Genomic DNA, 21684 nt, shown 5'->3' on the forward strand with positions numbered 1-21684 from the left:
GCCCACAAAGATGATTGCTTCATATTTTTAAAGAACGTTTCGAGTTGCTTTCGCGTCTCGAGGGCTGTGCATTCTACTCAACCCTGATTTTTTGTCAACACTTAATTTTGAGAAAGTTTAAAGTTTCTTAAAACTCAGTTTTACTTGACTCTCTGAGTCGCTAGCGCCTCGCTATGCGTTGCTGCCTGCCGTCTCAGTGGGGTCGCATTATAGTGAGATTCGATTTCGACGCAAGCCCTTTTTTAAAGAAAATTGCGAAAAATATATCGTTTGAACAAAAATAAGGCTAAAAGCGCCATATTTAACGGTTAAAGATCTAATTTGGATCTATTTTTTTACATTTGGCTTGTTTTATATAGAGAAAGGTTTAGCTGAATAGCTATATATAGAAGAGTTAAAACTTTAATTTAGTTCATATAAAGAAAAAGCCGAGCATAAGCTCGGCTTTTTATGTCTTTTTAAGACTTACTCTGCAGACTGCACGTCTTCTTGAACTTCTTCAGTCGCAACTGGGCGATCTACTAGTTCAATGTAAGCCATTGGTGCGTTGTCGCCAGCACGGAAACCACACTTCAAAATACGAGTGTAGCCACCAGGACGGCTTTCGTAGCGAGGACCGATCTCGCTGAACAACTTACCAACAACTTCTTTATCACGCGTGCGAGCAAACGCTAAACGACGGTTTGCTACGCTATCAGTCTTAGCCAGTGTGATTAAAGGTTCAATTACACGGCGCAGCTCTTTCGCTTTAGGCAATGTTGTTTTGATGATTTCGTGCTTCACCAAAGAACCAGCCATATTGCTGAACATCGCTTTGCGATGGCTGCTGTTACGGTTTAATTGACGACCACTCTTACGATGGCGCATGACCCTATCCTTCTAACTAAACTAAATATAGTGATCTAGATTACTCAGCTAGGCTTGCTGGCGGCCAGTTTTCTAGGCGCATGCCCAGAGAAAGACCACGTGATGCAAGCACGTCTTTGATCTCAGTTAGAGACTTCTTACCTAGGTTAGGTGTCTTAAGAAGCTCAACTTCGGTACGCTGTACTAAATCACCGATATATTGAATTTGCTCGGCTTTCAAGCAGTTTGCTGAACGAACTGTTAGTTCAAGATCATCAACTGGACGAAGCAGAATAGGATCGAATTCTGGCTTCTCTTCTTTCTCTTCTGGCTCAGAAACATCACGTAAGTCTACGAATGCTTCTAGTTGCTCAGCAAGAATAGTCGACGCACGGCGGATCGCTTCTTCAGGATCTAAAGTGCCGTTCGTTTCCATATCAATGATTAGCTTGTCTAAGTCAGTACGTTGTTCAACACGTGCTGATTCAACCGAGTACGCAATACGCTCAACCGGACTGAATGATGCATCTAGCAACAGACGGCCGATTGGACGCTCATCGTCTTCAGAGGATACGCGGCTAGACGCTGGTACATAACCACGACCACGCTCAACACGAATACGCATGCTGATCTCGCTGTTATTTGTCGTTAGGTGACAAATTACGTGATCAGGGTTAGCGATTGTTACGTCGCCATCGTGCTGAATATCTGCCGCAGTCACAGGGCCTACACCAGATTTAGTCAGGGTCAGAAAAACTTCATCTTTGCCTTCGATATTTACCGCCAACCCTTTCAGGTTTAGCAGGATTTCAATGATGTCTTCTTGTACGCCTTCTTTCGCGCTGTACTCATGTAAAACGCCATCAATTTCTACCTCGGTAACTGCACATCCAGGCATAGATGACAACAGAATACGACGTAGTGCGTTTCCTAGAGTGTGACCAAAACCACGCTCAAGCGGCTCAAGAACCACTTTTGAACGAGTCGGGTTGATAGCGTCGATATCGACTAACCTTGGTTTTAGGAATTCGGTTACAGAACCCTGCATTTTATCCTCTCTTAACTCTTAACTTTACTTCGAGTAAAGTTCGACGATTAGTTGTTCGTTAATGTCCGCAGACAGATCAGAACGCTCAGGTAGGCGCTTGAAAGTACCTTCCATTTTCTTACCGTCAACTTCAACCCAAGTTGGCTTTTCACGTTGCTCAGCCAATTCTAGAGCTGCTACGATACGCGCTTGTTTCTTCGACTTCTCACGGATTTCTACCTGATCTTCAGGAGTAACGTTGAAAGAAGGAATGTTAACAACACGACCATTAACCATAATCGCTTTGTGGCTTACTAGCTGACGCGCTTCAGCACGTGTGCTTGCAAAACCCATGCGATATACAACATTGTCTAGACGTTGCTCTAGAAGCTGAAGTAGGTTTTCACCTGTGTTGCCTTTAAGGCGAGCAGCTTCTTTGTAGTAGTTACGGAATTGCTTTTCAAGGATGCCGTACATACGACGAACTTTTTGCTTTTCACGTAGCTGTAGACCGTAGTCAGATAGACGACCCTTACGGGCGCCGTGCTGACCTGGTGCGGTCTCTAGTTTACACTTAGAGTCGATAGCTCGTACGCCGCTCTTAAGGAACAGGTCAGTACCTTCACGACGACTTAGCTTGAGCTTAGGGCCCAAATATCTTGCCATGTTCTTTCTCCTAACCTATTGTTATACGCGACGTTTCTTCGGTGGACGACAACCATTATGAGGGATTGGCGTCACGTCAGTGATGTTGGTGATACGGAAACCAGCAGCGTTCAATGCACGTACAGCAGACTCACGGCCTGGACCTGGACCTTTAATGAAAACTTCTAGGTTCTTTAAACCGTATTCTTGAGCAGCAGTACCTGCGCGCTCTGCAGCTACCTGAGCAGCGAATGGCGTAGATTTACGTGAACCACGGAAACCTGAACCACCGGCAGTTGCCCATGAAAGTGCATTACCTTGACGGTCTGTAATAGTAACAATAGTGTTGTTGAAAGAAGCATGAACGTGAGCCATACCATCAGCAACTTGTTTTTTTACCTTCTTACGACGAATTGGTGCTTTAGCCATAACTTACCCCACCTTATTTCTTGATAGGCTTGCGAGGACCCTTACGAGTACGCGCGTTAGTCTTAGTACGCTGACCACGTAGTGGTAGCGAACGACGGTGACGTAAGCCACGGAAGCAACCAAGGTCCATAAGACGCTTGATGTTCAAAGTAACTTCACGACGAAGATCACCTTCTACAGTGTACTTGCCAACTTCTTCACGAAGTACGTCAAGTGTTTCGTCAGAAAGTTCACCGATTTTTGTGGTCTCGGCGATACCAGTCGCAGCTAAGATCGCCTTAGCGCGAGTTTTACCTACACCATAAATTGAAGTTAAACCAATAACCGCATGTTTATGATCAGGAACGTTAATGCCAGCTATACGGGCCACTAACACATCTCCTATTTTAAAGTTTGGTAATCATCTTCTTGAAAAGCCCGTAAGGATACTCAAGCGATAACCAAACCAATATGAAAAACACAGGCCGAGTAGGATACTCAGCCTGCATGACTGTTTAATTAGCCTTGCCTTTGCTTGTGCTTAGGCTCACTGCAGATCACACGTACTACACCAGCACGCTTGATTACTTTGCAGTTACGGCAGATTTTCTTAACGGAAGCACGTACTTTCATTACTCAACTCCGTAAACCAACCTTAGCGGCCGTAGCCTTTAAGGTTTGCTTTTTTCAGCACAGAATCATACTGATGTGACATCAGATGGGTCTGTACTTGTGCCATAAAGTCCATGATCACAACAACGATAATCAAAATTGATGTACCGCCGAAGTAGAATGGCGTTTGCCATGCCATGGTCATAAACTCGGGCACCAGACAGATAAAGGTAATATACAAGGCACCTGCCAATGTCAGGCGTGTCATTACTTTATCAATGTATTTCGATGTCTGCTCACCTGGACGAATACCTGGAATAAATGCACCAGACTTTTTCAGGTTATCTGCAGTTTCACGCGGGTTGAACACCAACGCAGTATAGAAAAAGCAGAAAAAGATAATAGCCGCTGCCAAGACCATCGCATACAGAGGCTGACCTGGGGTCAACGCTGTTGAGATAGCTTGTAACACGTCAGCTACAGGACCTTCACCCTGGCCGAACCAGCTTGCAATTGTACCAGGGAACAGAATGATACTACTAGCAAAGATTGGTGGAATAACCCCAGCCATGTTCACTTTTAACGGCAAGTGCGTGCTTTGTGCAGCGTACACCTGACGACCTTGTTGGCGCTTCGCGTAGTTAACAACGATACGACGTTGTCCACGTTCGAAGAATACCACCAAGTAAGTAACGGCAAAGACGATTACCGCAATCAATACCAGTACCAAAATGTTCAATTCACCTTGGCGCGCCATTTCGGCTGTCGAACCAATAGCAGACGGCAGGTTAGCTACGATACCAACAAAAATCAGCACAGAGATACCGTTACCGATACCACGTTCTGTAATTTGTTCGCCCAACCACATGAGGAACATACAGCCGGTTACTAAGCTCACCACAGCGGTGAAATAGAAACCAAAGCCTGGGTTAACAACTAACCCTTCCATCATGTTCGGTAAGCCGGTGGCAATACCGATAGATTGGAATGTAGCAAGCACGAGCGTACCATAACGCGTGTACTGGCTAATTTTCTTACGCCCAGCCTCACCCTCTTTTTTCAGCTCTATCATCGCAGGATGTATGTGCGTTAATAGTTGCATGATAATCGAGGCCGAGATGTACGGCATAATACCCAGTGCAAGCACTGAAGCACGCTCAAGCGCACCACCGCTGAACATGTTGAACATTTCAACAATGGTGCCCTTTTGTTGCTCGAAGAATTCGGCAAGTACAGCGGCGTCAATCCCAGGGATCGGCACGAATGAACCTAGACGGTAAATGATGATAGCTCCGAGAACAAATAGTAAACGGCGCTTCAACTCCGCAAGCCCACTTTGTGCACTTTGCATATTTTGACCTGGTTTAGCCATAAAGTACTTCCTTACTCTTCTACCTTGCCTCCGGCAGCTTCGATCGCTTCGCGAGCACCTTTGGTCACTTTAAGACCTTTAACGGTAACCGCGCGAGAAACTTCGCCAGATTTAACTACTTTAACGAACTGGATGTTCTTCTTAACCAGACCAGCTGCTTGTAACGCGTTTAGATCTACCACATCGCCTTCAACTTTAGCGATTTCGAATAGATTTACTTCAGTAGACGCAAGCGACTTACGTGAAGTGAAACCAAACTTAGGTAGACGACGTTGCATAGGCATTTGACCGCCTTCAAAACCAACGCGTACTTTACCGCCTGAACGTGATTTCTGACCTTTGTGACCACGGCCACCAGTTTTACCTAGACCAGAACCAATACCACGACCAAGACGTTTCTTAGGTGTTTTAGAACCCGCAGCAGGAGAAAGTGTATTCAAATTCATTCGAATTACCCCTCAACCTTAACCATGTAAGAAACTTGGTTGATCATACCACGTACTGAAGGCGTATCTTCTAGCTCTACAGTGTGGTTGATGCGACGTAAACCAAGGCCACGTAATGTAGCTTTATGCTTCGGTAAACGACCGATAGAGCTACGTACTTGAGTTACTTTTACTGTGTTTGCCATGGTGTCTTACCCCAAAATCTCATCAACGCTAAGACCACGTTTCGCAGCAACTGCTTCTGGAGACTTCATGTTCTCTAGAGCAGCGATTGTTGCGCGTACAACGTTGATCGGGTTAGTCGAACCGTAAGCCTTTGATAATACGTTCTGTACACCAGCTACTTCTAGTACTGCACGCATCGCACCACCGGCGATGATACCTGTACCTTCAGATGCAGGCTGCATGTACACTTTAGAACCAGCGTGACGACCCTTGATAGGGTGCTGAAGTGTATTACCTTTAAGGTCTACGTTGATCATGTTGCGACGTGCTTTTTCCATTGCTTTTTGAATAGCAGCAGGAACTTCACGTGCTTTACCATAACCAAAACCTACTTTACCTGCGCCGTCACCAACTACTGTTAGTGCAGTGAAGCTAAAGATACGACCACCTTTAACCACTTTAGACACACGGTTTACCGCGATTAGCTTTTCAGCCAAATCAGGCTGTTGTTGCTTTGCTTCTACGTTAGCCATTGTCTACTCCTAGAATTGCAAACCGGCTTCACGCGCAGCATCAGCTAGCGCCTTCACACGGCCGTGATATTTAAAGCCACTGCGGTCAAAAGCGATGCTTGCGCTAACGCCTTTTTCAGCCGCACGTTCAGCAACTGCTTTACCCACTGCTTGCGCAGCTTCGATGTTGCCTGTGCCTTTAACTGTTTCAGCAATTGCTTTTTCAACAGTAGAAGCAGCAGCCAGTACAGTACCCTCAGCGCTAATTACCTGAGCGTAAATGTGACGTGGCGTGCGGTGGATAACAAGGCGAGTTTTGCCCTGTTCAATAAAATTTCTACGGGTGCGCTTAGCACGACGTAGACGAGCTGTTTTCTTATCCATCGTCTTACCTTACTTCTTCTTAGCCTCTTTACGACGCACGTATTCGTCAGCATAACGAACACCTTTACCTTTATAAGGCTCTGGCTCACGGAATGCACGAATGTTCGCAGCAGTTTGACCAACTAGCTGCTTGTCTGCGCCCTTAACAACGATCTCAGTTTGACTAGGAGCTTCAATAGTGATGCCCTCTGGGATCTCGAAGTTTACTGGGTGTGAGAAGCCTAGAGTTAGATCTAGTACTTTACCCTTCACCGCAGCACGGTAACCAACACCTACTAGTTGTAGCTTTTTCTCGTAACCGTCGTTCGCACCAACAATCATGTTGTTGATAAGCGCACGCGCAGTACCAGCTTGAGCCCAAGCGTTAGCAACGCCTTCAACTGGGTTAGTAGTGATTACATTGTCTTCGAATGAAACTTCAACAGCCTCGTGGATCGTACGGCTAAGTTCACCGTTCTTACCTTTAACTGTGATGTCCTGGCCTTTTAGCGTGATTTCTACACCGGCTGGAACATTAATAGGTGCCTTTGCTATACGCGACATAGTCCCCTCCGATTACGCTACAAAGCCAATGATTTCACCGCCAACGCCAGCACTACGTGCGGCACGGTCAGTCATTAGGCCTTTAGAAGTTGATACGATAGCGATACCTAGACCACCCATTACCTTAGGTAATTCATCACGCTTCTTATAGATGCGTAGACCTGGGCGACTAACACGCTGGATGTTTTCGATTACAGCTTTGCCTTCGAAGTACTTAAGTTCGATAGCAAGTTCAGGCTTAGCACCTTCAGTTACAGAGTAACCAGATACATAACCTTCGTCAGTTAGCACTTTAGCAACTGCTACTTTCAGCTTTGAAGATGGCATTGAAACAGAAACCTTCTTCGCAGTCTGGCCGTTACGGATACGTGTGAACAAATCCGCAATAGGATCTTGCAAGCTCATTGTCTTACTCCCGTGATTCTATTACCAACTAGCCTTTTTAAGGCCAGGAACTTCACCGCGCATAGCAGCTTCGCGTAATTTGATACGGCTTAGGCCGAACTTACGAAGGTAACCATGTGGGCGGCCCGTGATGTTACAACGATTACGTTGACGTGCAGGGCTAGAATCACGCGGTAGACTCTGAAGTTTCAGAACCGCGTCCCAACGCTCTTCATCTGATGAATTAACATCGCTGATGATAGCTTTAAGAGCTGCACGCTTTTCAGCGTACTGTGCTACTAACTTAGTGCGCTTTGCTTCGCGCGCTTTCATTGAATTCTTTGCCATAACCCTACCCTTATTTCTTGAATGGGAAGTTAAACGCTTCTAACAACGCACGGCCTTCATCATTCGTTTTCGCAGAAGTAGTGATAGTGATATCAAGACCGCGAACGCGATCTACTTTATCGTAATCAATTTCTGGGAAGATGATTTGCTCACGTACGCCCATGCTGTAGTTACCGCGACCGTCAAAAGACTTAGCGCTTACACCACGGAAATCGCGAATACGCGGGATAGCGATTGAAACCAAACGCTCAAAAAAGTCCCACATACGCTCGCCACGTAGGGTTACTTTACAACCAATTGGGTAACCTTCACGAATCTTAAAGCCTGCAACTGACTTGCGAGCTTTAGTGATTAGAGGCTTCTGACCAGAGATTGCTTCTAGGTCCGCAACAGCGTTTTCTAGAATTTTCTTGTCAGCTAGGGCTTCGCCCACACCCATGTTTAATGTGATCTTTTCGATCTGAGGGACTTGCATGACAGAGCTGTAACCAAACTTCTGTTGAAGTTCTGCTACTACTTTGTCTTTGTATACTTCATGCAGTTTCGCCATCGTCTACTCCAACTATTAAATAGTTTTACCAGTAGATTTGAAGATACGCACTTTCTTGCCATCTTCAAACTTGAAACCCACACGATCTGCTTTACCCGTTTCCGAGTTGTAGATCGCAACGTTTGATACGTCGATAGACGCTTCTTTCTCAACAATACCGCCAGCTTGGTTCAACTGAGGAACCGGCTTTTGGTGCTTCTTGATAAGGTTTACGCCTTCAACAAATACTCGACCAGTTTCAGTTACAACTGAAAGCACTTTACCGCGCTTACCTTTGTCTTTACCGGCTAGTACGATTACTTCGTCATCACGACGGATTTTTGCTGCCATGATCGACTCCTTATAGTACTTCTGGTGCTAGTGAAACGATCTTCATGAACTTTTCAGTACGAAGTTCACGAGTCACAGGGCCGAAGATACGAGTTCCGATTGGCTGAAGGTTATCGTTAAGGATAACTGCAGCATTGCTATCGAAACGGATCAAAGAACCGTCTGGACGACGAACGCCTTTTTTGGTACGCACAACTACTGCGTTTTTAACATCACCTTTCTTCACTTTACCGCGAGGAATAGCTTCTTTAACAGAAACCTTAATGATGTCACCAACCGATGCGTAACGACGGTGTGAACCGCCAAGGACTTTAATACACTGCACTTTGCGAGCGCCGCTGTTATCAGCAACGTCCAGCTGAGTTTGCATTTGGATCATTTTAGATGCTCCGGTGTAGTTACAAACAGCCTAAATTTCTTTAAAAATTAAGGCATTAAATATCGTTTCCGCTCAAATATCAGGCAATTTTTAGGTCACATGACGTCTGAGGGCGGGCAATTGTATCAGTAATGACGCACAAAAGGTAGGCTAATTTTTAATTAATTTCCCGGCCAAGGGGCTGTATCTACACGCCTATTTGCCTACGGCAAACGCCTCGATGTCGACCCCTTTATCCTTGCTGTCATTGAATTGCACCAATGTTCAACTGGTTACAAAACAAACAGGGCGCTTAAAGCGCCCTGTTGCTGAATATCGATATGGGGTCAATTAACCACCAAACAAGCCTTTGAGTTTATCTTTTACCTTGTCTTTAACTTTTTCTTTGGCTTCTTCTTTGGCCGCATCAGCCACATCTAGGCTAATACCCACATCATGGAAAGGACCCTTGATGCGCATTGGGATTTTAAAGCCAGTGCTCTCATCCGTGGTGCCCTGGCCTTCGATGGAATCAACAATGCCGGTAACCAGACGATAATTCACCTTAGTCGCCGGTAAGTCCACCTCGCCTTCACCACTGATGCGAATAAGCGGGCTCTGCAAAGACAGATCTGAGTTAGTCCCTACGCCCTTGGTAAACGTCATACTACCCGTTAGGGCGGTAAAGTCGGTTTTTTGCGACTCATCGTAGCCGGTATTTAAACCATCGGCCAGTGCCGCGGTGTTACCCTTGATCAGTTCCTTGGCTTTACGCACCAGTTCGGCCACGTTAGCACCTTTAACCGCACCATCGGCAAAGTTAAAGCTCAGTGTACCGGCTAAGGCATTCACAAAGTCTTTTTGACTTTGCCCGCGTGTGCTCAACTGCCAATCAAGGGAGCCCTTACCCATCAGCTTATCGAACTTGGCCGCATCGGTAAGCAAAGGCTCAGCATCAATGCCGGCCAGACTAAAGTTGGTATTGATCTGATACGGCACCTGCTTGGCATTGAGCATTACAGTGCCCTTACCCTGACCTTCGTAGGCCACGAACTTATCCAGGCTTAAATTTGCCACGGCATTTTGCAGTTTCAGTGTGAACTGGTTTTCACCCAGAGTGATGTCGCGCGCCTTTAAACCACTTGAGCGTACCACCACATTTGCATCCAGACTGTTTAATGCCGATAGGTCCATCTTGGTATCATCCCAAACAATGGGCTCGGCCTTGGCTTCCTCGGCCGGTTTTTCTGCCGGCGTTGCTGCTGCTTCAGTTGGTTCAGGTAGATACGGGTTTAGGTCCAACATGCCCAGATCCACATTGGCATTAATCGCCAAACGCTCACCCAGGTTGATGGTACTCATACCTTCGATGGCTAGCTCATCCAGCTTGGCCACAAGTTTGTTAATGGTGAAAGATTGTCCTTGCAACTGCATGGCGCCATCGACGCTAAATGCATTAAAGGCATTATCCTTGGCGTTTAGCTCAACGCCCTGCCACTTGGCAATGTCTTTTACAGAGTCGCCATCAAGGTGCAGAGTCCCCGTGATGCTTTGGCCCTGCTCAGCTATTTGCCCCTTGAATTCAAGGTTTACCAGTTCAGAATCAACCGATTTGGTCACCGCAAATGAGCGCCCTTCAATGGCTTTAATGGGGTTATCGACCACCAGATCCAGGTTAAAGCGTTGCGCCATATAGGTCACACCCCCTTTAAGCTCAAGTGGTTTACGCAGTGATTCCAACAACACCGCCAACTCCAAATCAGAGATTTGCTGCTTGGCACCGGTTTGGCCATCAAGGTAGGTAAATTGACCGCCATAAATGGCCACTTCACCAAGTTCGACATCGAAACTTTCGGGAAGGCTTATTTGCCCAGACTGGGTTTGCTGCGGTTGCTGCTCGGCCACCTTGTCGAACAACTGCCAGTTGCCCTTGCCTTGTGCATTGGTCTCCAGCAACACATCCGGCTCGCGAATAACAAACTTATCCAGCTTCACCTCACCGGAGAACAACGAACTCCATGGGATGTGGATATCAAGCTGCTTCATGGTCGCCATATTGGCGCGCGAGCCGTCGGCCATATTGCTGAAGCTGACATCATTAAGCTCCAGACGTAACGACGGGAATATCGCTAAGTCTTTATCGCCGGCTATGGTCAGAGTACGGCCGGTGGTTTTCTCCACCTCTTCGGACACCTTAGTGAAAATGGCATCGACGGGGATAAAAAATGGAATTGCGATCAACAAGCCGATGATCACAACAATAATAATACCTAATACCTTGGCAAGGGTTTTCATGCTTAACCTCGTCCTTTTTAGAAAACACTATTTGGTTTATCGCCTTTTAGCATAACCTATTGGCTATAAAAGTGTAATTGTAGTCAAGATGGATGAATATATGATGATAGTTGCACCGCTAATCAACAAGCAATACGCCGTTTGCTTACTCCCTGTACCTCAGCCCTTAGGTGCTGGGCGTTAATTACACAAATGTCAATATTGCAACAAAACTCAATCTCAGTATGATGCACAGCCCCGTTATTGACGGGCTGTAATGTATCAAGCGGAGCTGTAGTACCTAGCATGAAGAAGTTGCTTATCTCGCCATCAAAAATGGCGCTGGCAGAACAAGAAAGTCAGATTTATCAGAATATCCTCAAACAGGCGGCCGACATTAGCCTTAACCTGATGGCGGTAAAAGTAGAGAACCACCCTGAAGACTTTCTCGGCTGGGCCTACGAGCTGCTAGAAGTGGCCACCGAGCGCCTAAACTTTGATTTACTTGAGCCAACGCAACTGCCCACGGTCAAAAAACTACAAGCCCAGCTAAAGGATGCGATTAGCTTTTTACAGCTAAAGACCCTGCGCATCGCCCCTTGGCCGGTGATCTGCGCGTATCTGGAGCAGCATCAGGAGCGCGTACTGTTAGATGAGCACCTGAGTTTAGCCGAGCATATCGCCAGCATTAAAGAGACGCCGTTACAGGAAATGAGTAAGGAAGATCGTCTTGCCTTTGTCGGCAAACACACCGCCGCTCATGACCCTGCGGTTTATCGCTTTGATGTGGAGTTCTTCGCCGGCATCAAAAACAACAAGGCCTTTGCGCAAATTCTTGATGATCAACCGCAGGCGGTCGAGGCAGCCCTGGCGCATATCCCGCTTACCGACGAAGTCAGCCTTGAGCATTACCAGGCCTTTGTGCTTGCTTATCTGCAACTCTTTAGCGGCAGCGATGACAAGCCGACCCTGGCACCGGCCACCCGCCTATTGGCGATGCGCCGCCCCGATGTGTTCACGCCAATCACCAATAGCAAAAGCGATATCCTGTGCGCAGCACTCAATGTGGCTAGGTTGAATAACCGTGACTTCGAACGCTACTGGCAAGATATCGTTTGCACCCTGGCCCGCCAGCCCTGGTTCGCCATGGCGCACGGAGACAACGAGCAGGAACAGCGCCTGGCCGATATTAAGGCCCTGCTTCCGTGTCTGTTCTACTACTTCGATAAAAACGCCATGGAGCAATCCAACTACTTTAAGCTGTTACACAAGCCTAAGGCGAGTCCGGCCAGCGCCAATAGTACGGCGAGAAAGCGCTCAAAAGAATCGGCGGCCATGCTGGTTGACCGCGCCCTGGCCGAAGAAGGCATGCCCGAGCATATTCGCGCAAAGCGTGATTCTATTATCAGTGAAGTGGAAAAAGGCCGCAGTGTGGCGGATACCATTAGCTTGATGCGGGCTATTTTTGGGTAACAGTTAGTAATTGTCGCGTTGGCGACTTCAAGTCAGAGGAAATGCGCGCCCATTTCCTCTAACGACTCCTAGGGCGCCCGTGATTCGCTTATGCTTACGAACTCAGGGTTTTGTTAAACGTTCCGCTTTGCTTTCAACATGGTTTAACGAGGTGTCCTACCTCGGTAAACCTAGCTCGATATCCCTATCTCGCTGTCTCAAGCACACTCCACAACAAAAGCCGATTTCTCCAGCGCGAATCAAAACGGGAGATCGATACCTGTTAGTTTTGAGATGCCTTATAGGCCGCTAAGTGCCATTAGCTGACGCTCGAAAGTAGTTTTAAGAAATATGTATCTACACAGCGTTAGCAAGGGCGCCTATAATACAGAACCCCAAAGCCATATCGGCATCTGCTTGAATATAGGCTCAATAATTAGAGGTACGATTGTACTAATGATATCAAAATTATTAAAAGTGCTACTTGTGTTGCCCATTATATTTTCACAAGTACACGCTGATGATTCATATCAGGAGTTTTGCGCAAGCAGTTGGTATGATGAAATAAAGTATTCGCAAGTTGGTACAACGCAACTGCTAGATTGCTTTTTTTCAAACGTAAGATTTGAATCAGTCGGTCTCAACGCAGGCTATAGTCGAGTTAAACTAACGGAAGTTGAAAGCTTATTAAGGAGCGATGACACAGTTTCCAATAACTCTGTAAAACTGGAAAGTTATTTTGGCGAAGTAAGAGATAAATCTGGTACTTTTGATATTTTATCATTTTTTGATTTTGACCGAGATGAATTGTTCTCTAAAAATACCTACGTAGAGCCTCTTGATATTAATGACAGTTGTAAAATTATCTATGTGCATGGAGTAAGCATAGAACCTTTTATTTTTGGTTTGAGATTAGACAATGATTTACCTGTAAATGTTGATGGCCTCAAGCTATATGAATACTACTCATTTTATGCTGATCTTTACCCTAGTGATGTGCTATTGCTGGATGAATACGATGGCTTTTTGAATCACTTTTGCTCGAAAGACAATTCTAACTCAAAGTTGAAGCGGAATTTTAACGAAAAGTGGAAAAAGGGGGTGGAGTCAATTCATTCCTAAATGCCCTCCCTTACCGACCAAGCTCAAAAAGTGTAGGACTTTTCTTTTGTCCACTTTTCGCTCTAGTCGAACTTACAGATTGCGTTGACCTAAATTGAAACACCGATGTATCAGCCTAATCCCGTTAAAATTCGCGCTTTCGATCTCGGCTTTTGCTGCGAAGCGTGGCTAAGACAGCGAGGCATGGCTGAAAGCGGAAATAAGAGAGTGAATAATTGCACTCTCGCCGCTTGAAGGCGAAGAGCTCTGCGATAAGCGGGGGCGACGAGTGACCGAAGCACCGCTTCGCAACGCGAGGAGGTGGAGGCATGTATGCCGTAACTTCGTCACGAACAGGAACCCACGAATTACTTGCATCCAAATTAATCACTCCCTCTTTGGACGCCGTCCCCGGCCTTTCGCTGGCTCAAGGCGTTCGCTTGCTAAAAATAGTTCACCGGACTATTTTCTTAACCCGCTCACCCACCGCGACAAGATCTTAATTTAACAACCAATACCACCAGCAAAACCAAACTAGAACCTCTATGCAGCACCATTGGTTAAAATGAGTGCAAAAGCATAATATATGCACCACCTGAGTGCATCTGCACTTCCCCGCCCACCAGCCAACACAGCCCAAAACACCAACAAGCATCTGAAAAATAGTAACTTTTAAAAAATATTCCGTTATTGGCACACGCCTTGCCAACTAAGTATTCAACACAGCGTTACTACAGGAATGAGAAAATGAATAAAAAGAAATACGCGCCGGTGCTGGCTTTGTTGGCACTGTCCCTCACCCCGCTGGCCAGCCAGGCGGAAGTCACCGCCAACGTCGCCGCCAGCTCTAACTATTATTGGCGCGGTATTACCCAGTCGGATGATGGGGCAGCGGTATCCGGTGGCATCGACTACGCCTCCGACACCGGCTTTTATGCCGGCACCTGGCTGTCTAATATCGATTTCGGCGATGCCGCCAGCACCAGCTATGAAATGGACTTGTACGCGGGCTTCGCCGGTTCGGTCGACGACATAGGCTACGATGTCGGCTATATCTATTACGCCTATCCGGATGCCGAGGGAGATATTGGTTTTGGTGAGATCTATGGATCGGTGAGCTGGCAATGGTTCAGCGCCGGTGCCAGTTACCTGGTCAATGCCGAAGGCGATGCCACCGACGAAGAAGACATGCTCTATCTTGAGCTCAACGCCAGCTTTACCATTTTAAAAGATACCGAACTGGCGCTTCACTTCGGCCATTCCAGCGGCGATACCGTGGAGGAATGGTACGGTGAAGACGACAGTTACATAGATTATGGCGTCAGTATCAGCAAGTCGGGTTTTACCTTTGGCCTGCTGCAAACCGACCTGGACGCGGATGATGATTTAAAAGCGTATGTTTCATACAGCTTAGACTTTGAGCTTTAAGCTTAAAGTCATACCCTCTTATTGTTGCTGCAAACCGGGGCCGTAAGGCCCTTTATCTTTGCTGCACCATAAGGAGCTAGGGCACCGCATGCCCTGTCGAGGCTTCCCAGATACGGTACCACTGTTCTCGGGTAAGGCTTAACTTTTGTGCATCCACCGCACTTCGTACACGATCAATATTGCCGGTACCCAAAACCACCGCCGGATTACTAGGATGTGTAAGCAACCAGGCATACACCACCTGATCTAGGCTAGTCGCCCCCACTTCCTCACCAATAGTCGCTAAACACGCTTGGAGCCTGAGAGCCTTTGCATCATCCTCTGCGAACAAGCGCCCACCCGCCAATGGCGACCAAAGCATCGGGTTTTGGCGCAATTGCTGACACTGATCCAAGGTGCCATCATCCAGGGCCTGCATATTATAGGGTGAAAACTCGACCTGATTGGTGATCAGGGGGAAATCAAGACGAGACTGTAACAAGGCAAACTGACTGGTCGTGAAGTTAGACACACCAAAGTGCAGCACATCTCCTTGCTGCTTGAGTTGTGTAAAGGCCTCAGCGACTTCATCGGCAGCCATTAAATAATCTGGACGATGGATCAATAAACAATCAAGACGGTCGGTACCGAAATTACGCAAAGACTGCTGGGCACTGGCCACTATGTGTTCGCGGCTAGAGTTGTAATGATTAACCTGTCCCGGAACCGCTTTTTCACCCTGTTGCAGCACGATGCCGCACTTGGTAATTATCTTGAGCTGCTCTCTGATGGCCGGTTGTAATTTCAACACCTTGCCGAAGGCGACTTCACACTGGTAATGGCCATAAATGTCGGCGTGATCCGTGTCTGTGATCCCTAAATCGATGCATTGCTGCAAAAAAGAGAGGTTTTCCTGCTCGCTGCGCTGCCAATCCAGCATACGCCAAAAGCCCATTACCAAGGGAGAGAGGAGTCGGGAGGTCATACTTTGCATCCTAGAAAATTTTTGCCACTATAACATGGCCTGTCCACCGCGTTTCAAGGGCGTACCTACTTTGCCTAGCTTGTATCTATTACTCCTGCTTCTCTATTTACAATGGCAACAAGCCGTGCTGCCGGAGCAGGTTAACAACACGGCTGTTAGTGCTAATTCGCCAGCGCATTGTGCCCAGCTACTGGCACAGCCCTTGGCACAGCCCTTGGCACAGCCATCGGCACTGCCTCCTACTTTAGCGCAGCAGGTCATCCCCGCAGACATCAAGGTGCTGAGTTGGAACATTTATAAGGCGAGTCATCCGCAACTGCTTCCAGATTTACAGCAGCTGGCAAAACAGGCAAACGTGCTGTTATTGCAAGAAGCCTATGACGATCCTCAGTTTAATGCGCTCAAGCCTTATGCGCGTTTTTCACCGGGATACAGAAGCTACCGGCAACAAACGGGGCTGACCCTGCTCAGTGATTGGGCGCCCCAGTTTCACTGCCGCTTTTATCAACGTGAGCCTTGGCTCAGAACGCCTAAAGCGTCGAGTGTAAGCAGTTATGCCGTAGCAAACGGCGCCTCATTACTGGTTCTCAATATGCACGGCATCAACTTTACTCTGGGCATAGCGGATTATCGGGAACAACTGAGCCGTTTAACCAAATTGGTAAAACTGCACCAGGGACCCGTTATTTTCGCGGGTGACTTAAACACCTGGAACGATGAGCGCTGGCGGTTAGTGCATCGCACACTGTCTGATTTAGGCATGCGGCGCGTGAGTTTCACGCCGGATCACCGCACAACCGTGTTCGGTTTACCCTTAGATCATATCTGGATAAGAGGCGTGACCCTCACCTCGGCGCAAACGCTGGAGCGCACCAGTTCGGATCACAACCCACTATTGGTATCTGTGCATATCACCACCGAGGAACCCGGCGGTGATAAACAGCATTAGAGTTTCTTGATGTTATTGGCGCTGTCTCTGTCGACCAGCTTCACCAGGGGGTCAACCCCGGCATAGCTGGGCTTCTTGTCCACATACAGCTCCAGGGTATTTTCACCGCTGGTGAGCTGATGCTTTTGCAGATAGATCACCGCGTCCTCGGCACTCAACTTCTCCGGGTCGTCGCTAAACAAGCCAATGTCCACCAGCTGCGCCATGGGCTGCTCGGTTTCATTGCCCTTGCCATCGGCGAATGCCTTCTTAGCCGTTACCGTTAGCGTGACCTTAAACTTGCCATCGGCATCGGCCTGCTCGGCCACTTCCACCTTTTCCACGCCCAGCTCAAACAGGGTAATGCGCTTAAACTGATCATCGATAAAGGCCTGTTCCTGTTCGTCGGCATCCGCTTTGAGGTAAGACAACAAATCCAAGGTGGTCGGATAGGGATCGTCTTTATATTTAAAGGCCTGTAAAAATGCCTTCAACGCCTCATTGGTGCGCTCTACGCCGATGCGATCGGCCACGGCCATCATCACCACAGAACCTTTTAAATAATGCAGGTATTGCTGATTTTCAGAGCGATACAGCGGCATCTCCTCATGGGCTTCACGGGTTCGCCCTTGCAGGTAGCGATCCAGCTCAAACTTTAAGAACTTACGCAGCTTTTGCTCGCCATACTTTTCACGCAGCACCTGAATGGCGCTGTATTGCGACAGGGTTTCGGAAATTACCGCCGAGCCCTGTACATTCGCGGCACCCACCTGATGACCCCACCACTGGTGCGCCACTTCGTGAGCGGTCACATAATAAGGCGCATTAATGTCATCCGGGTCGCGCAGGTCGGTAATAAAGCCGATGTTCTCCGAATAAGGCACGGTATTGGCAAAGCTTTGCGCGAACGAGCGATAGCCGGGGAACTCCAAAATACGTAACTGCTTATGCTGGTAAGGGCCAAAGGCCTGAGTAAAGTAGTCGATGGAGTCCTTGGTGGCCTGGATCATGGTATCTATATTCCAGGCATGGTCACGGTGATAGTACACCTCGATATCTATGCCCTTATACTGCTCCTTCTTCACCTCTAGCTGGGCCGACATAATGTTGTAGAAGTGCACCATGGGTGCATCCATCTCATAACGGAAGGTACGGCGTCCACGTTCCTCGTCCACCTCTTCATGTTGCAGGTAACCGGGCGCGATGGCGAACTGATCCAGGCTCGTGCTAATGGTGGCGCTAAATTCGATAAAGCCCACACCCTGACCAAAGAAGCTTTGCTGGTAATAGCGGCTGTCTTTAAGGTCATGGGCGCGCTCCAGTTCTGGCAAGCCGCGCTTACGACGTTCGTTGCGATCGGTTAGCTGGTTATCGGTTTGATAGCCAAATACCGGGAAGAGTGCATAGTTATCGATAAAGGTGCCGTTTTCTACCAGCTGGGTATCAAAGCGACTGTCCTTAAAACCCTGATGTTCACGCACCACGGACATTTCACCCGTGCGCGTTTCACCTGGCTGTAACGGGGTATCAAACTCATACCACCACGAATATAAACCGCTTATTTCCTCACCTAAGCGCCCGCCATCGAGGCTCAGTTGCCACTGCGATGCATATCTCGGTTTAAAGACCAGGAAACGGCTGATGGACTGCTCACTGGTATTGGTAAACTCCACCTCGGCCTTGGCTACCATGCGGCGCTCATGCGGGTAAATATCCGCGGTCACATCCACCTTGGTAATAACGGGAATGGGGGCATCCTTATACTGCACCAGCTGTTGCTCGTACTGGGCGCGCAGGTCATCTAGCTGATCTTCGGTTAGGTAATCGTTCAACACCCGGGTGTTGTGATAAATCCAGCTGCCGCTGGCGACAAAGATCACCAGACCACAGGTCGCGACCAGCTTACCCTTACTCCCTAAGTGATAACCCAGCAAACGCAGGCGCGATAGAAGCGTCTGCTGCGGACCACGATGCCACAGGCCATAGCCCAGAGCCGCTAGGACCAGGGTCAAGCCCAGCCAGTATAAGTTGTACCAGTGCACTGCGGTTAAGAAGTGACCATAGGTATTCAAATCCGAGTAAGGTGCCGCTGGCGAAGAGGCAAAGCGATACATATTATGGCTAAAGCCGTAATTGCTAAGCACCATGTTCACGGCGTAATAGATGATAAACAGCAGCATACCCACGTATTTATTCGGGCTGATCACCTGGAAGAAAAACGCCAATATGGTGGTCATCACCAAAGGCACCATGGTCAGGTAACCAAGGCGGAACAAATACTGGCTCAGTTCGATATTAAACTGCCCCTTCACCAACTGATAGGTAATGGTAAAGAGCATACCGGCACCGTAGAGCAGCACCAATACCGTGGTAATAGCCAACAGCTTTGACGCCCAAAACACCAGGTTATGGGTGGGGTAAGAGTCGATAATGTCGCCGAAGTTAGAATTGCGCTCACGCCACACCACCTCGGCACTGTAATACACCAGGATGATGATCATAAACATGCCCATCACCCCCTTGATCAGCGGGATCATCGCCTGGGTCAGCGGCCAGTTTGAGGTGCCATACCATTGACCCGGCACCAATAAGGGCGAAATCAACATAAACAGAGTCAGCGCCGCGAGAATCATAAAGGGCGCGCTAAAGACCACCTGTACTATTTCGAAACGGGTACGTAGTAAGAACTGACTTTTAGTGCTGATCTGCGCCGGGCGCACGGCAATCTTGTTGCTGAGCGCCTGCTGCGCGCGTTTAAGCATGGAAGCGGAAGCCTGCTGCGGCTTTTTATCCTTACCACCGCTCTGATAACCGCCCTTTAGGCCCATGGTGACAAAGAGCACCACGGCAACGCTTAACCAAATCAGGCGGTTATAAAGTACGTTGCCTTCCAAGGCCAAGGTTTGTGTGTCTTTCTCCGCAACCGTCCAGTAGCGGGTGGCATCCATAAAGGCGCCAAAACCGAAGGGGTCGAACAGCGCCGCCCATAAGCGGAATTCCGGTTGCTCGAAAAACACCGACACCACGTTATAACCGATAAAGAGCACCACGGCGGCGATATACACGGCCATCATGGTACGAAAACGCAGTGCCGCCACATGACAGCTTACCGCCATCACCAGGAGGGTGGGCACCGCCAGGATCACAAAGGGCTGCAGGTAATATTGCAGCTTGTTGGGGGCCAGTAACTCAGGGTCTAACCAGCCCATCAAAGAGCCGAACCAGGTACCGAGAAAGATCCCTAGCGGCACAAAGGCAAACACCAGCAAGGTGACACAAAAAGCCCCTAAGAAGCGGCCGAGATGATAACTGCGCTGGGCTATGGGTTTGCTGTACACCAGCTCGGCCATCTGTTCGCTGTCGTTGCGTATGGTTGAGGAGGCGACAAAGTTCACTACGGCAAACAGGGCAAAGATCAGCAGCACCACCATCATCATCAAGATGGTATAGGGACTGTTGGCGTTCACATTGCTGCCGCCTATTTGCACCTTATCGGAAACGGTGGCGAAAAACGCCAGCAAAAAGAACAACAGGCTGGACACATAGAATGATGGCTGGCGCACAAAATAGCGCAGCTCAAAGGTGAGCATTTTTAACAACATAACCCCTCCTTAGGCCGATGCTGCCAGGCGTTGCTGATGTAAGGTCGAGAAGTACACGTCTTCCAGGTTACTGGCCACGGTCTCAAAGCCTTCCGGGGCCTGCTCGGCAAACACATGCAAAATGGTGTTACCGGCAAACAGGCGCTTGGAAATAACCGGCAGGTTCTGCTCGAGCTCTTGCGCTTCTTGCTGGGTGACCACTTCTTTACGCCAGATACGGCCATTAAGCTGTTGCGTCAGATCGATGGGGTTGCCCTTAAGCAGGATTTCGCCACCGGCCAGTACCGCCATATTCGGGCACAGCTCACTGACATCATCAACGATATGGGTAGAGAGGATCACCACCTTTTGCTCGCCCAGGCTCACCAAGAGGTTATGGAAGCGGTTACGCTCCTCCGGGTCAAGCCCGGCGGTGGGTTCATCGACGATGAGCAGATCCGGGTCGCCAAGCAAGGCCTGGGCAATGCCAAAGCGCTGGCGCATACCGCCGGAAAAGCCGCTGACAGACTTAGACTTATGCTGATACAGGTTGGTATGGGCGAGCAGACCTTCCACCACCTCTTTACGCTCCTTGGCCTGATCTAAGCCTTTGAGAATGGCTAGGTGATCGAGCAGCTCATAGGCGCTAATACGTGGGTACACACCAAAATCCTGGGGCAGATAACCCAAACGGCGACGAATTTCCTGGGGCTGATTAAGCACGTCGATACCATCGAAGATGATGCTGCCGCTGTCGGCGCTTTGCAATGTCGCAATGGTTCGCATTAGTGACGATTTACCCGCGCCATTGGGGCCTAAAAGACCGAACATGCCCTTGGGAATATCTAAGTCCACTCCCTTTAAAGCCTGTACACCATTGCTGTAGGTTTTGGTAAGACCTTGAATTGTTAGCACCTGATTGTCCTTAAATTAGCTTTATAATTATCAACCTAAAGTTATATCACAGGGCCAATTAGGTACAAAGGTGAAGTAAATATTAATAATGTAAACAATTATGACAAACAC

General features: G+C 48.2%; 25 protein-coding genes. 4 read left to right on the top strand and 21 right to left on the bottom strand.

Annotation, left to right across the window (positions count from 1 at the left end):
- Positions 1 to 465 precede the first annotated feature (465 nt).
- From rplQ to C2M29_RS08850, 18 genes are all read right to left on the bottom strand, one after another.
- Positions 466 to 867, bottom strand: coding sequence for a 50S ribosomal protein L17 (gene rplQ, locus C2M29_RS08765; RefSeq protein WP_105189427.1), 402 nt, complete (start codon positions 865 to 867; stop codon positions 466 to 468).
- A gap of 40 nt (positions 868 to 907) precedes the next feature.
- Positions 908 to 1894, bottom strand: coding sequence for a DNA-directed RNA polymerase subunit alpha (locus C2M29_RS08770; RefSeq protein WP_105189428.1), 987 nt, complete (start codon positions 1892 to 1894; stop codon positions 908 to 910).
- 24 nt (positions 1895 to 1918) lie between these two features.
- Complete coding sequence (gene rpsD, locus C2M29_RS08775; RefSeq protein WP_105189429.1) at positions 1919 to 2539, bottom strand: 30S ribosomal protein S4; 621 nt, start codon at positions 2537 to 2539, stop codon at positions 1919 to 1921.
- 21 nt (positions 2540 to 2560) lie between these two features.
- The gene (gene rpsK, locus C2M29_RS08780) at positions 2561 to 2947 is read right to left on the bottom strand and encodes a 30S ribosomal protein S11 (RefSeq protein WP_022943956.1); all 387 of its coding nucleotides are present in this window, start codon (positions 2945 to 2947) and stop codon (positions 2561 to 2563) included.
- 13 nt (positions 2948 to 2960) lie between these two features.
- Positions 2961 to 3317 carry a 30S ribosomal protein S13 gene (gene rpsM, locus C2M29_RS08785; RefSeq protein WP_105189430.1) on the bottom strand — a complete coding sequence of 119 codons (357 nt, stop codon included), beginning with the start codon at positions 3315 to 3317 and terminating at the stop codon, positions 2961 to 2963.
- A 128-nt stretch (positions 3318 to 3445) separates the two neighbouring features.
- Positions 3446 to 3559 (bottom strand): 50S ribosomal protein L36, encoded by a 114-nt coding sequence (gene rpmJ, locus C2M29_RS08790; protein ID WP_002959476.1) that lies wholly within the window; start codon positions 3557 to 3559, stop codon positions 3446 to 3448.
- A 22-nt stretch (positions 3560 to 3581) separates the two neighbouring features.
- A complete protein-coding gene (gene secY / locus C2M29_RS08795) occupies positions 3582 to 4910 on the bottom strand; it encodes a preprotein translocase subunit SecY (RefSeq protein ID WP_105189431.1) in 1329 nt (442 codons plus the stop codon).
- A gap of 11 nt (positions 4911 to 4921) precedes the next feature.
- On the bottom strand, positions 4922 to 5356 hold the full coding sequence (gene rplO, locus C2M29_RS08800) for a 50S ribosomal protein L15 (RefSeq protein WP_105189432.1): 435 nt from the start codon (positions 5354 to 5356) through the stop codon (positions 4922 to 4924).
- A gap of 5 nt (positions 5357 to 5361) precedes the next feature.
- Positions 5362 to 5541, bottom strand: coding sequence for a 50S ribosomal protein L30 (rpmD, locus tag C2M29_RS08805; RefSeq protein ID WP_105189433.1), 180 nt, complete (start codon positions 5539 to 5541; stop codon positions 5362 to 5364).
- Between the two features lie 6 nt (positions 5542 to 5547).
- Positions 5548 to 6054 (bottom strand): 30S ribosomal protein S5, encoded by a 507-nt coding sequence (rpsE, locus tag C2M29_RS08810; RefSeq protein WP_105189434.1) that lies wholly within the window; start codon positions 6052 to 6054, stop codon positions 5548 to 5550.
- Between the two features lie 9 nt (positions 6055 to 6063).
- Complete coding sequence (gene rplR, locus C2M29_RS08815; protein ID WP_105189435.1) at positions 6064 to 6417, bottom strand: 50S ribosomal protein L18; 354 nt, start codon at positions 6415 to 6417, stop codon at positions 6064 to 6066.
- Positions 6418 to 6426: 9 nt separating this feature from the next.
- Complete coding sequence (gene rplF, locus C2M29_RS08820; RefSeq protein WP_105189436.1) at positions 6427 to 6960, bottom strand: 50S ribosomal protein L6; 534 nt, start codon at positions 6958 to 6960, stop codon at positions 6427 to 6429.
- A 12-nt stretch (positions 6961 to 6972) separates the two neighbouring features.
- On the bottom strand, positions 6973 to 7365 hold the full coding sequence (gene rpsH, locus C2M29_RS08825; RefSeq protein WP_105189437.1) for a 30S ribosomal protein S8: 393 nt from the start codon (positions 7363 to 7365) through the stop codon (positions 6973 to 6975).
- A 21-nt stretch (positions 7366 to 7386) separates the two neighbouring features.
- Complete coding sequence (gene rpsN / locus C2M29_RS08830) at positions 7387 to 7692, bottom strand: 30S ribosomal protein S14 (RefSeq protein WP_105189438.1); 306 nt, start codon at positions 7690 to 7692, stop codon at positions 7387 to 7389.
- A gap of 10 nt (positions 7693 to 7702) precedes the next feature.
- Positions 7703 to 8242 (bottom strand): 50S ribosomal protein L5, encoded by a 540-nt coding sequence (gene rplE, locus C2M29_RS08835; RefSeq protein WP_105189439.1) that lies wholly within the window; start codon positions 8240 to 8242, stop codon positions 7703 to 7705.
- A gap of 15 nt (positions 8243 to 8257) precedes the next feature.
- Entirely contained in the window at positions 8258 to 8572 is a 315-nt protein-coding gene (rplX, locus tag C2M29_RS08840) for a 50S ribosomal protein L24 (protein ID WP_105189440.1), read from the bottom strand.
- 10 nt (positions 8573 to 8582) lie between these two features.
- Positions 8583 to 8951 (bottom strand): 50S ribosomal protein L14, encoded by a 369-nt coding sequence (gene rplN / locus C2M29_RS08845; RefSeq protein WP_105189441.1) that lies wholly within the window; start codon positions 8949 to 8951, stop codon positions 8583 to 8585.
- A 330-nt stretch (positions 8952 to 9281) separates the two neighbouring features.
- Positions 9282 to 11225: an AsmA family protein gene (locus C2M29_RS08850; protein WP_105189442.1), complete on the bottom strand. Its 1944-nt coding sequence runs from the start codon at positions 11223 to 11225 to the stop codon at positions 9282 to 9284.
- A gap of 285 nt (positions 11226 to 11510) precedes the next feature.
- Between C2M29_RS08850 and C2M29_RS08855 the strand changes: the two genes are divergently transcribed.
- The 3 genes from C2M29_RS08855 (at position 11511) to C2M29_RS08865 (ending at position 15185) form a co-directional block, all read left to right on the top strand.
- Entirely contained in the window at positions 11511 to 12677 is a 1167-nt protein-coding gene (locus C2M29_RS08855; RefSeq protein ID WP_105189443.1) for a hypothetical protein, read from the top strand.
- A 435-nt stretch (positions 12678 to 13112) separates the two neighbouring features.
- Positions 13113 to 13778 (top strand): hypothetical protein, encoded by a 666-nt coding sequence (locus C2M29_RS08860; RefSeq protein ID WP_158684692.1) that lies wholly within the window; start codon positions 13113 to 13115, stop codon positions 13776 to 13778.
- A 726-nt stretch (positions 13779 to 14504) separates the two neighbouring features.
- Positions 14505 to 15185 carry a TorF family putative porin gene (locus tag C2M29_RS08865; protein WP_105189445.1) on the top strand — a complete coding sequence of 227 codons (681 nt, stop codon included), beginning with the start codon at positions 14505 to 14507 and terminating at the stop codon, positions 15183 to 15185.
- A 76-nt stretch (positions 15186 to 15261) separates the two neighbouring features.
- Here C2M29_RS08865 and C2M29_RS08870 read toward each other — a convergent pair whose 3' ends face one another.
- Positions 15262 to 16149, bottom strand: a complete 888-nt coding sequence (locus tag C2M29_RS08870) for an aldo/keto reductase (RefSeq protein ID WP_105189446.1) — start codon at positions 16147 to 16149, stop codon at positions 15262 to 15264.
- A gap of 34 nt (positions 16150 to 16183) precedes the next feature.
- Here C2M29_RS08870 and C2M29_RS08875 point away from each other — a divergent pair, with 34 nt between their 5' ends.
- Positions 16184 to 17098: an endonuclease/exonuclease/phosphatase family protein gene (locus C2M29_RS08875; RefSeq protein WP_105189447.1), complete on the top strand. Its 915-nt coding sequence runs from the start codon at positions 16184 to 16186 to the stop codon at positions 17096 to 17098.
- On the opposite strand, the gene C2M29_RS08880 is transcribed toward C2M29_RS08875, so the two are convergent.
- On the bottom strand, positions 17095 to 20679 hold the full coding sequence (locus C2M29_RS08880; RefSeq protein ID WP_105189448.1) for an ABC transporter permease/M1 family aminopeptidase: 3585 nt from the start codon (positions 20677 to 20679) through the stop codon (positions 17095 to 17097). The genes C2M29_RS08875 and C2M29_RS08880 overlap by 4 nt on opposite strands.
- 9 nt (positions 20680 to 20688) lie before the next feature.
- Positions 20689 to 21573, bottom strand: a complete 885-nt coding sequence (locus C2M29_RS08885; protein ID WP_105189449.1) for an ABC transporter ATP-binding protein — start codon at positions 21571 to 21573, stop codon at positions 20689 to 20691.
- Between the last annotated feature and the right edge of the window lie 111 nt (positions 21574 to 21684).

It is taken from the genome of Pseudoalteromonas sp. T1lg48, from assembly GCF_002964785.1.
GTDB lineage: Bacteria > Pseudomonadota > Gammaproteobacteria > Enterobacterales > Alteromonadaceae > Pseudoalteromonas.

Excerpts from the sequence above, each read along its gene's own strand:
- rplF (WP_105189436.1), bottom strand. The coding sequence starts at position 6,960 with ATGTCGCGTATAGCAAAGGCACCTATTAATGTTCCAGCCGGTGTAGAA.
- C2M29_RS08870 (WP_105189446.1), bottom strand. The coding sequence starts at position 16,149 with ATGACCTCCCGACTCCTCTCTCCCTTGGTAATGGGCTTTTGGCGTATG.
- rpsE (WP_105189434.1), bottom strand. The coding sequence starts at position 6,054 with ATGGCTAACGTAGAAGCAAAGCAACAACAGCCTGATTTGGCTGAAAAG.
- rplQ (WP_105189427.1), bottom strand. The coding sequence starts at position 867 with ATGCGCCATCGTAAGAGTGGTCGTCAATTAAACCGTAACAGCAGCCAT.
- rpsH (WP_105189437.1), bottom strand. The coding sequence starts at position 7,365 with ATGAGCTTGCAAGATCCTATTGCGGATTTGTTCACACGTATCCGTAAC.
- C2M29_RS08865 (WP_105189445.1), top strand. The coding sequence starts at position 14,505 with ATGAATAAAAAGAAATACGCGCCGGTGCTGGCTTTGTTGGCACTGTCC.
- rplE (WP_105189439.1), bottom strand. The coding sequence starts at position 8,242 with ATGGCGAAACTGCATGAAGTATACAAAGACAAAGTAGTAGCAGAACTT.
- C2M29_RS08770 (WP_105189428.1), bottom strand. The coding sequence starts at position 1,894 with ATGCAGGGTTCTGTAACCGAATTCCTAAAACCAAGGTTAGTCGATATC.
- C2M29_RS08850 (WP_105189442.1), bottom strand. The coding sequence starts at position 11,225 with ATGAAAACCCTTGCCAAGGTATTAGGTATTATTATTGTTGTGATCATC.
- rpmJ (WP_002959476.1), bottom strand. The coding sequence starts at position 3,559 with ATGAAAGTACGTGCTTCCGTTAAGAAAATCTGCCGTAACTGCAAAGTA.
- rplR (WP_105189435.1), bottom strand. The coding sequence starts at position 6,417 with ATGGATAAGAAAACAGCTCGTCTACGTCGTGCTAAGCGCACCCGTAGA.
- C2M29_RS08880 (WP_105189448.1), bottom strand. The coding sequence starts at position 20,679 with ATGTTGTTAAAAATGCTCACCTTTGAGCTGCGCTATTTTGTGCGCCAG.
- secY (WP_105189431.1), bottom strand. The coding sequence starts at position 4,910 with ATGGCTAAACCAGGTCAAAATATGCAAAGTGCACAAAGTGGGCTTGCG.
- C2M29_RS08855 (WP_105189443.1), top strand. The coding sequence starts at position 11,511 with ATGAAGAAGTTGCTTATCTCGCCATCAAAAATGGCGCTGGCAGAACAA.
- rplX (WP_105189440.1), bottom strand. The coding sequence starts at position 8,572 with ATGGCAGCAAAAATCCGTCGTGATGACGAAGTAATCGTACTAGCCGGT.
- rpsK (WP_022943956.1), bottom strand. The coding sequence starts at position 2,947 with ATGGCTAAAGCACCAATTCGTCGTAAGAAGGTAAAAAAACAAGTTGCT.
- rplO (WP_105189432.1), bottom strand. The coding sequence starts at position 5,356 with ATGAATTTGAATACACTTTCTCCTGCTGCGGGTTCTAAAACACCTAAG.
- rpsD (WP_105189429.1), bottom strand. The coding sequence starts at position 2,539 with ATGGCAAGATATTTGGGCCCTAAGCTCAAGCTAAGTCGTCGTGAAGGT.
- rplN (WP_105189441.1), bottom strand. The coding sequence starts at position 8,951 with ATGATCCAAATGCAAACTCAGCTGGACGTTGCTGATAACAGCGGCGCT.
- rpsN (WP_105189438.1), bottom strand. The coding sequence starts at position 7,692 with ATGGCAAAGAATTCAATGAAAGCGCGCGAAGCAAAGCGCACTAAGTTA.
- C2M29_RS08860 (WP_158684692.1), top strand. The coding sequence starts at position 13,113 with ATGATATCAAAATTATTAAAAGTGCTACTTGTGTTGCCCATTATATTT.
- C2M29_RS08875 (WP_105189447.1), top strand. The coding sequence starts at position 16,184 with ATGGCCTGTCCACCGCGTTTCAAGGGCGTACCTACTTTGCCTAGCTTG.
- rpmD (WP_105189433.1), bottom strand. The coding sequence starts at position 5,541 with ATGGCAAACACAGTAAAAGTAACTCAAGTACGTAGCTCTATCGGTCGT.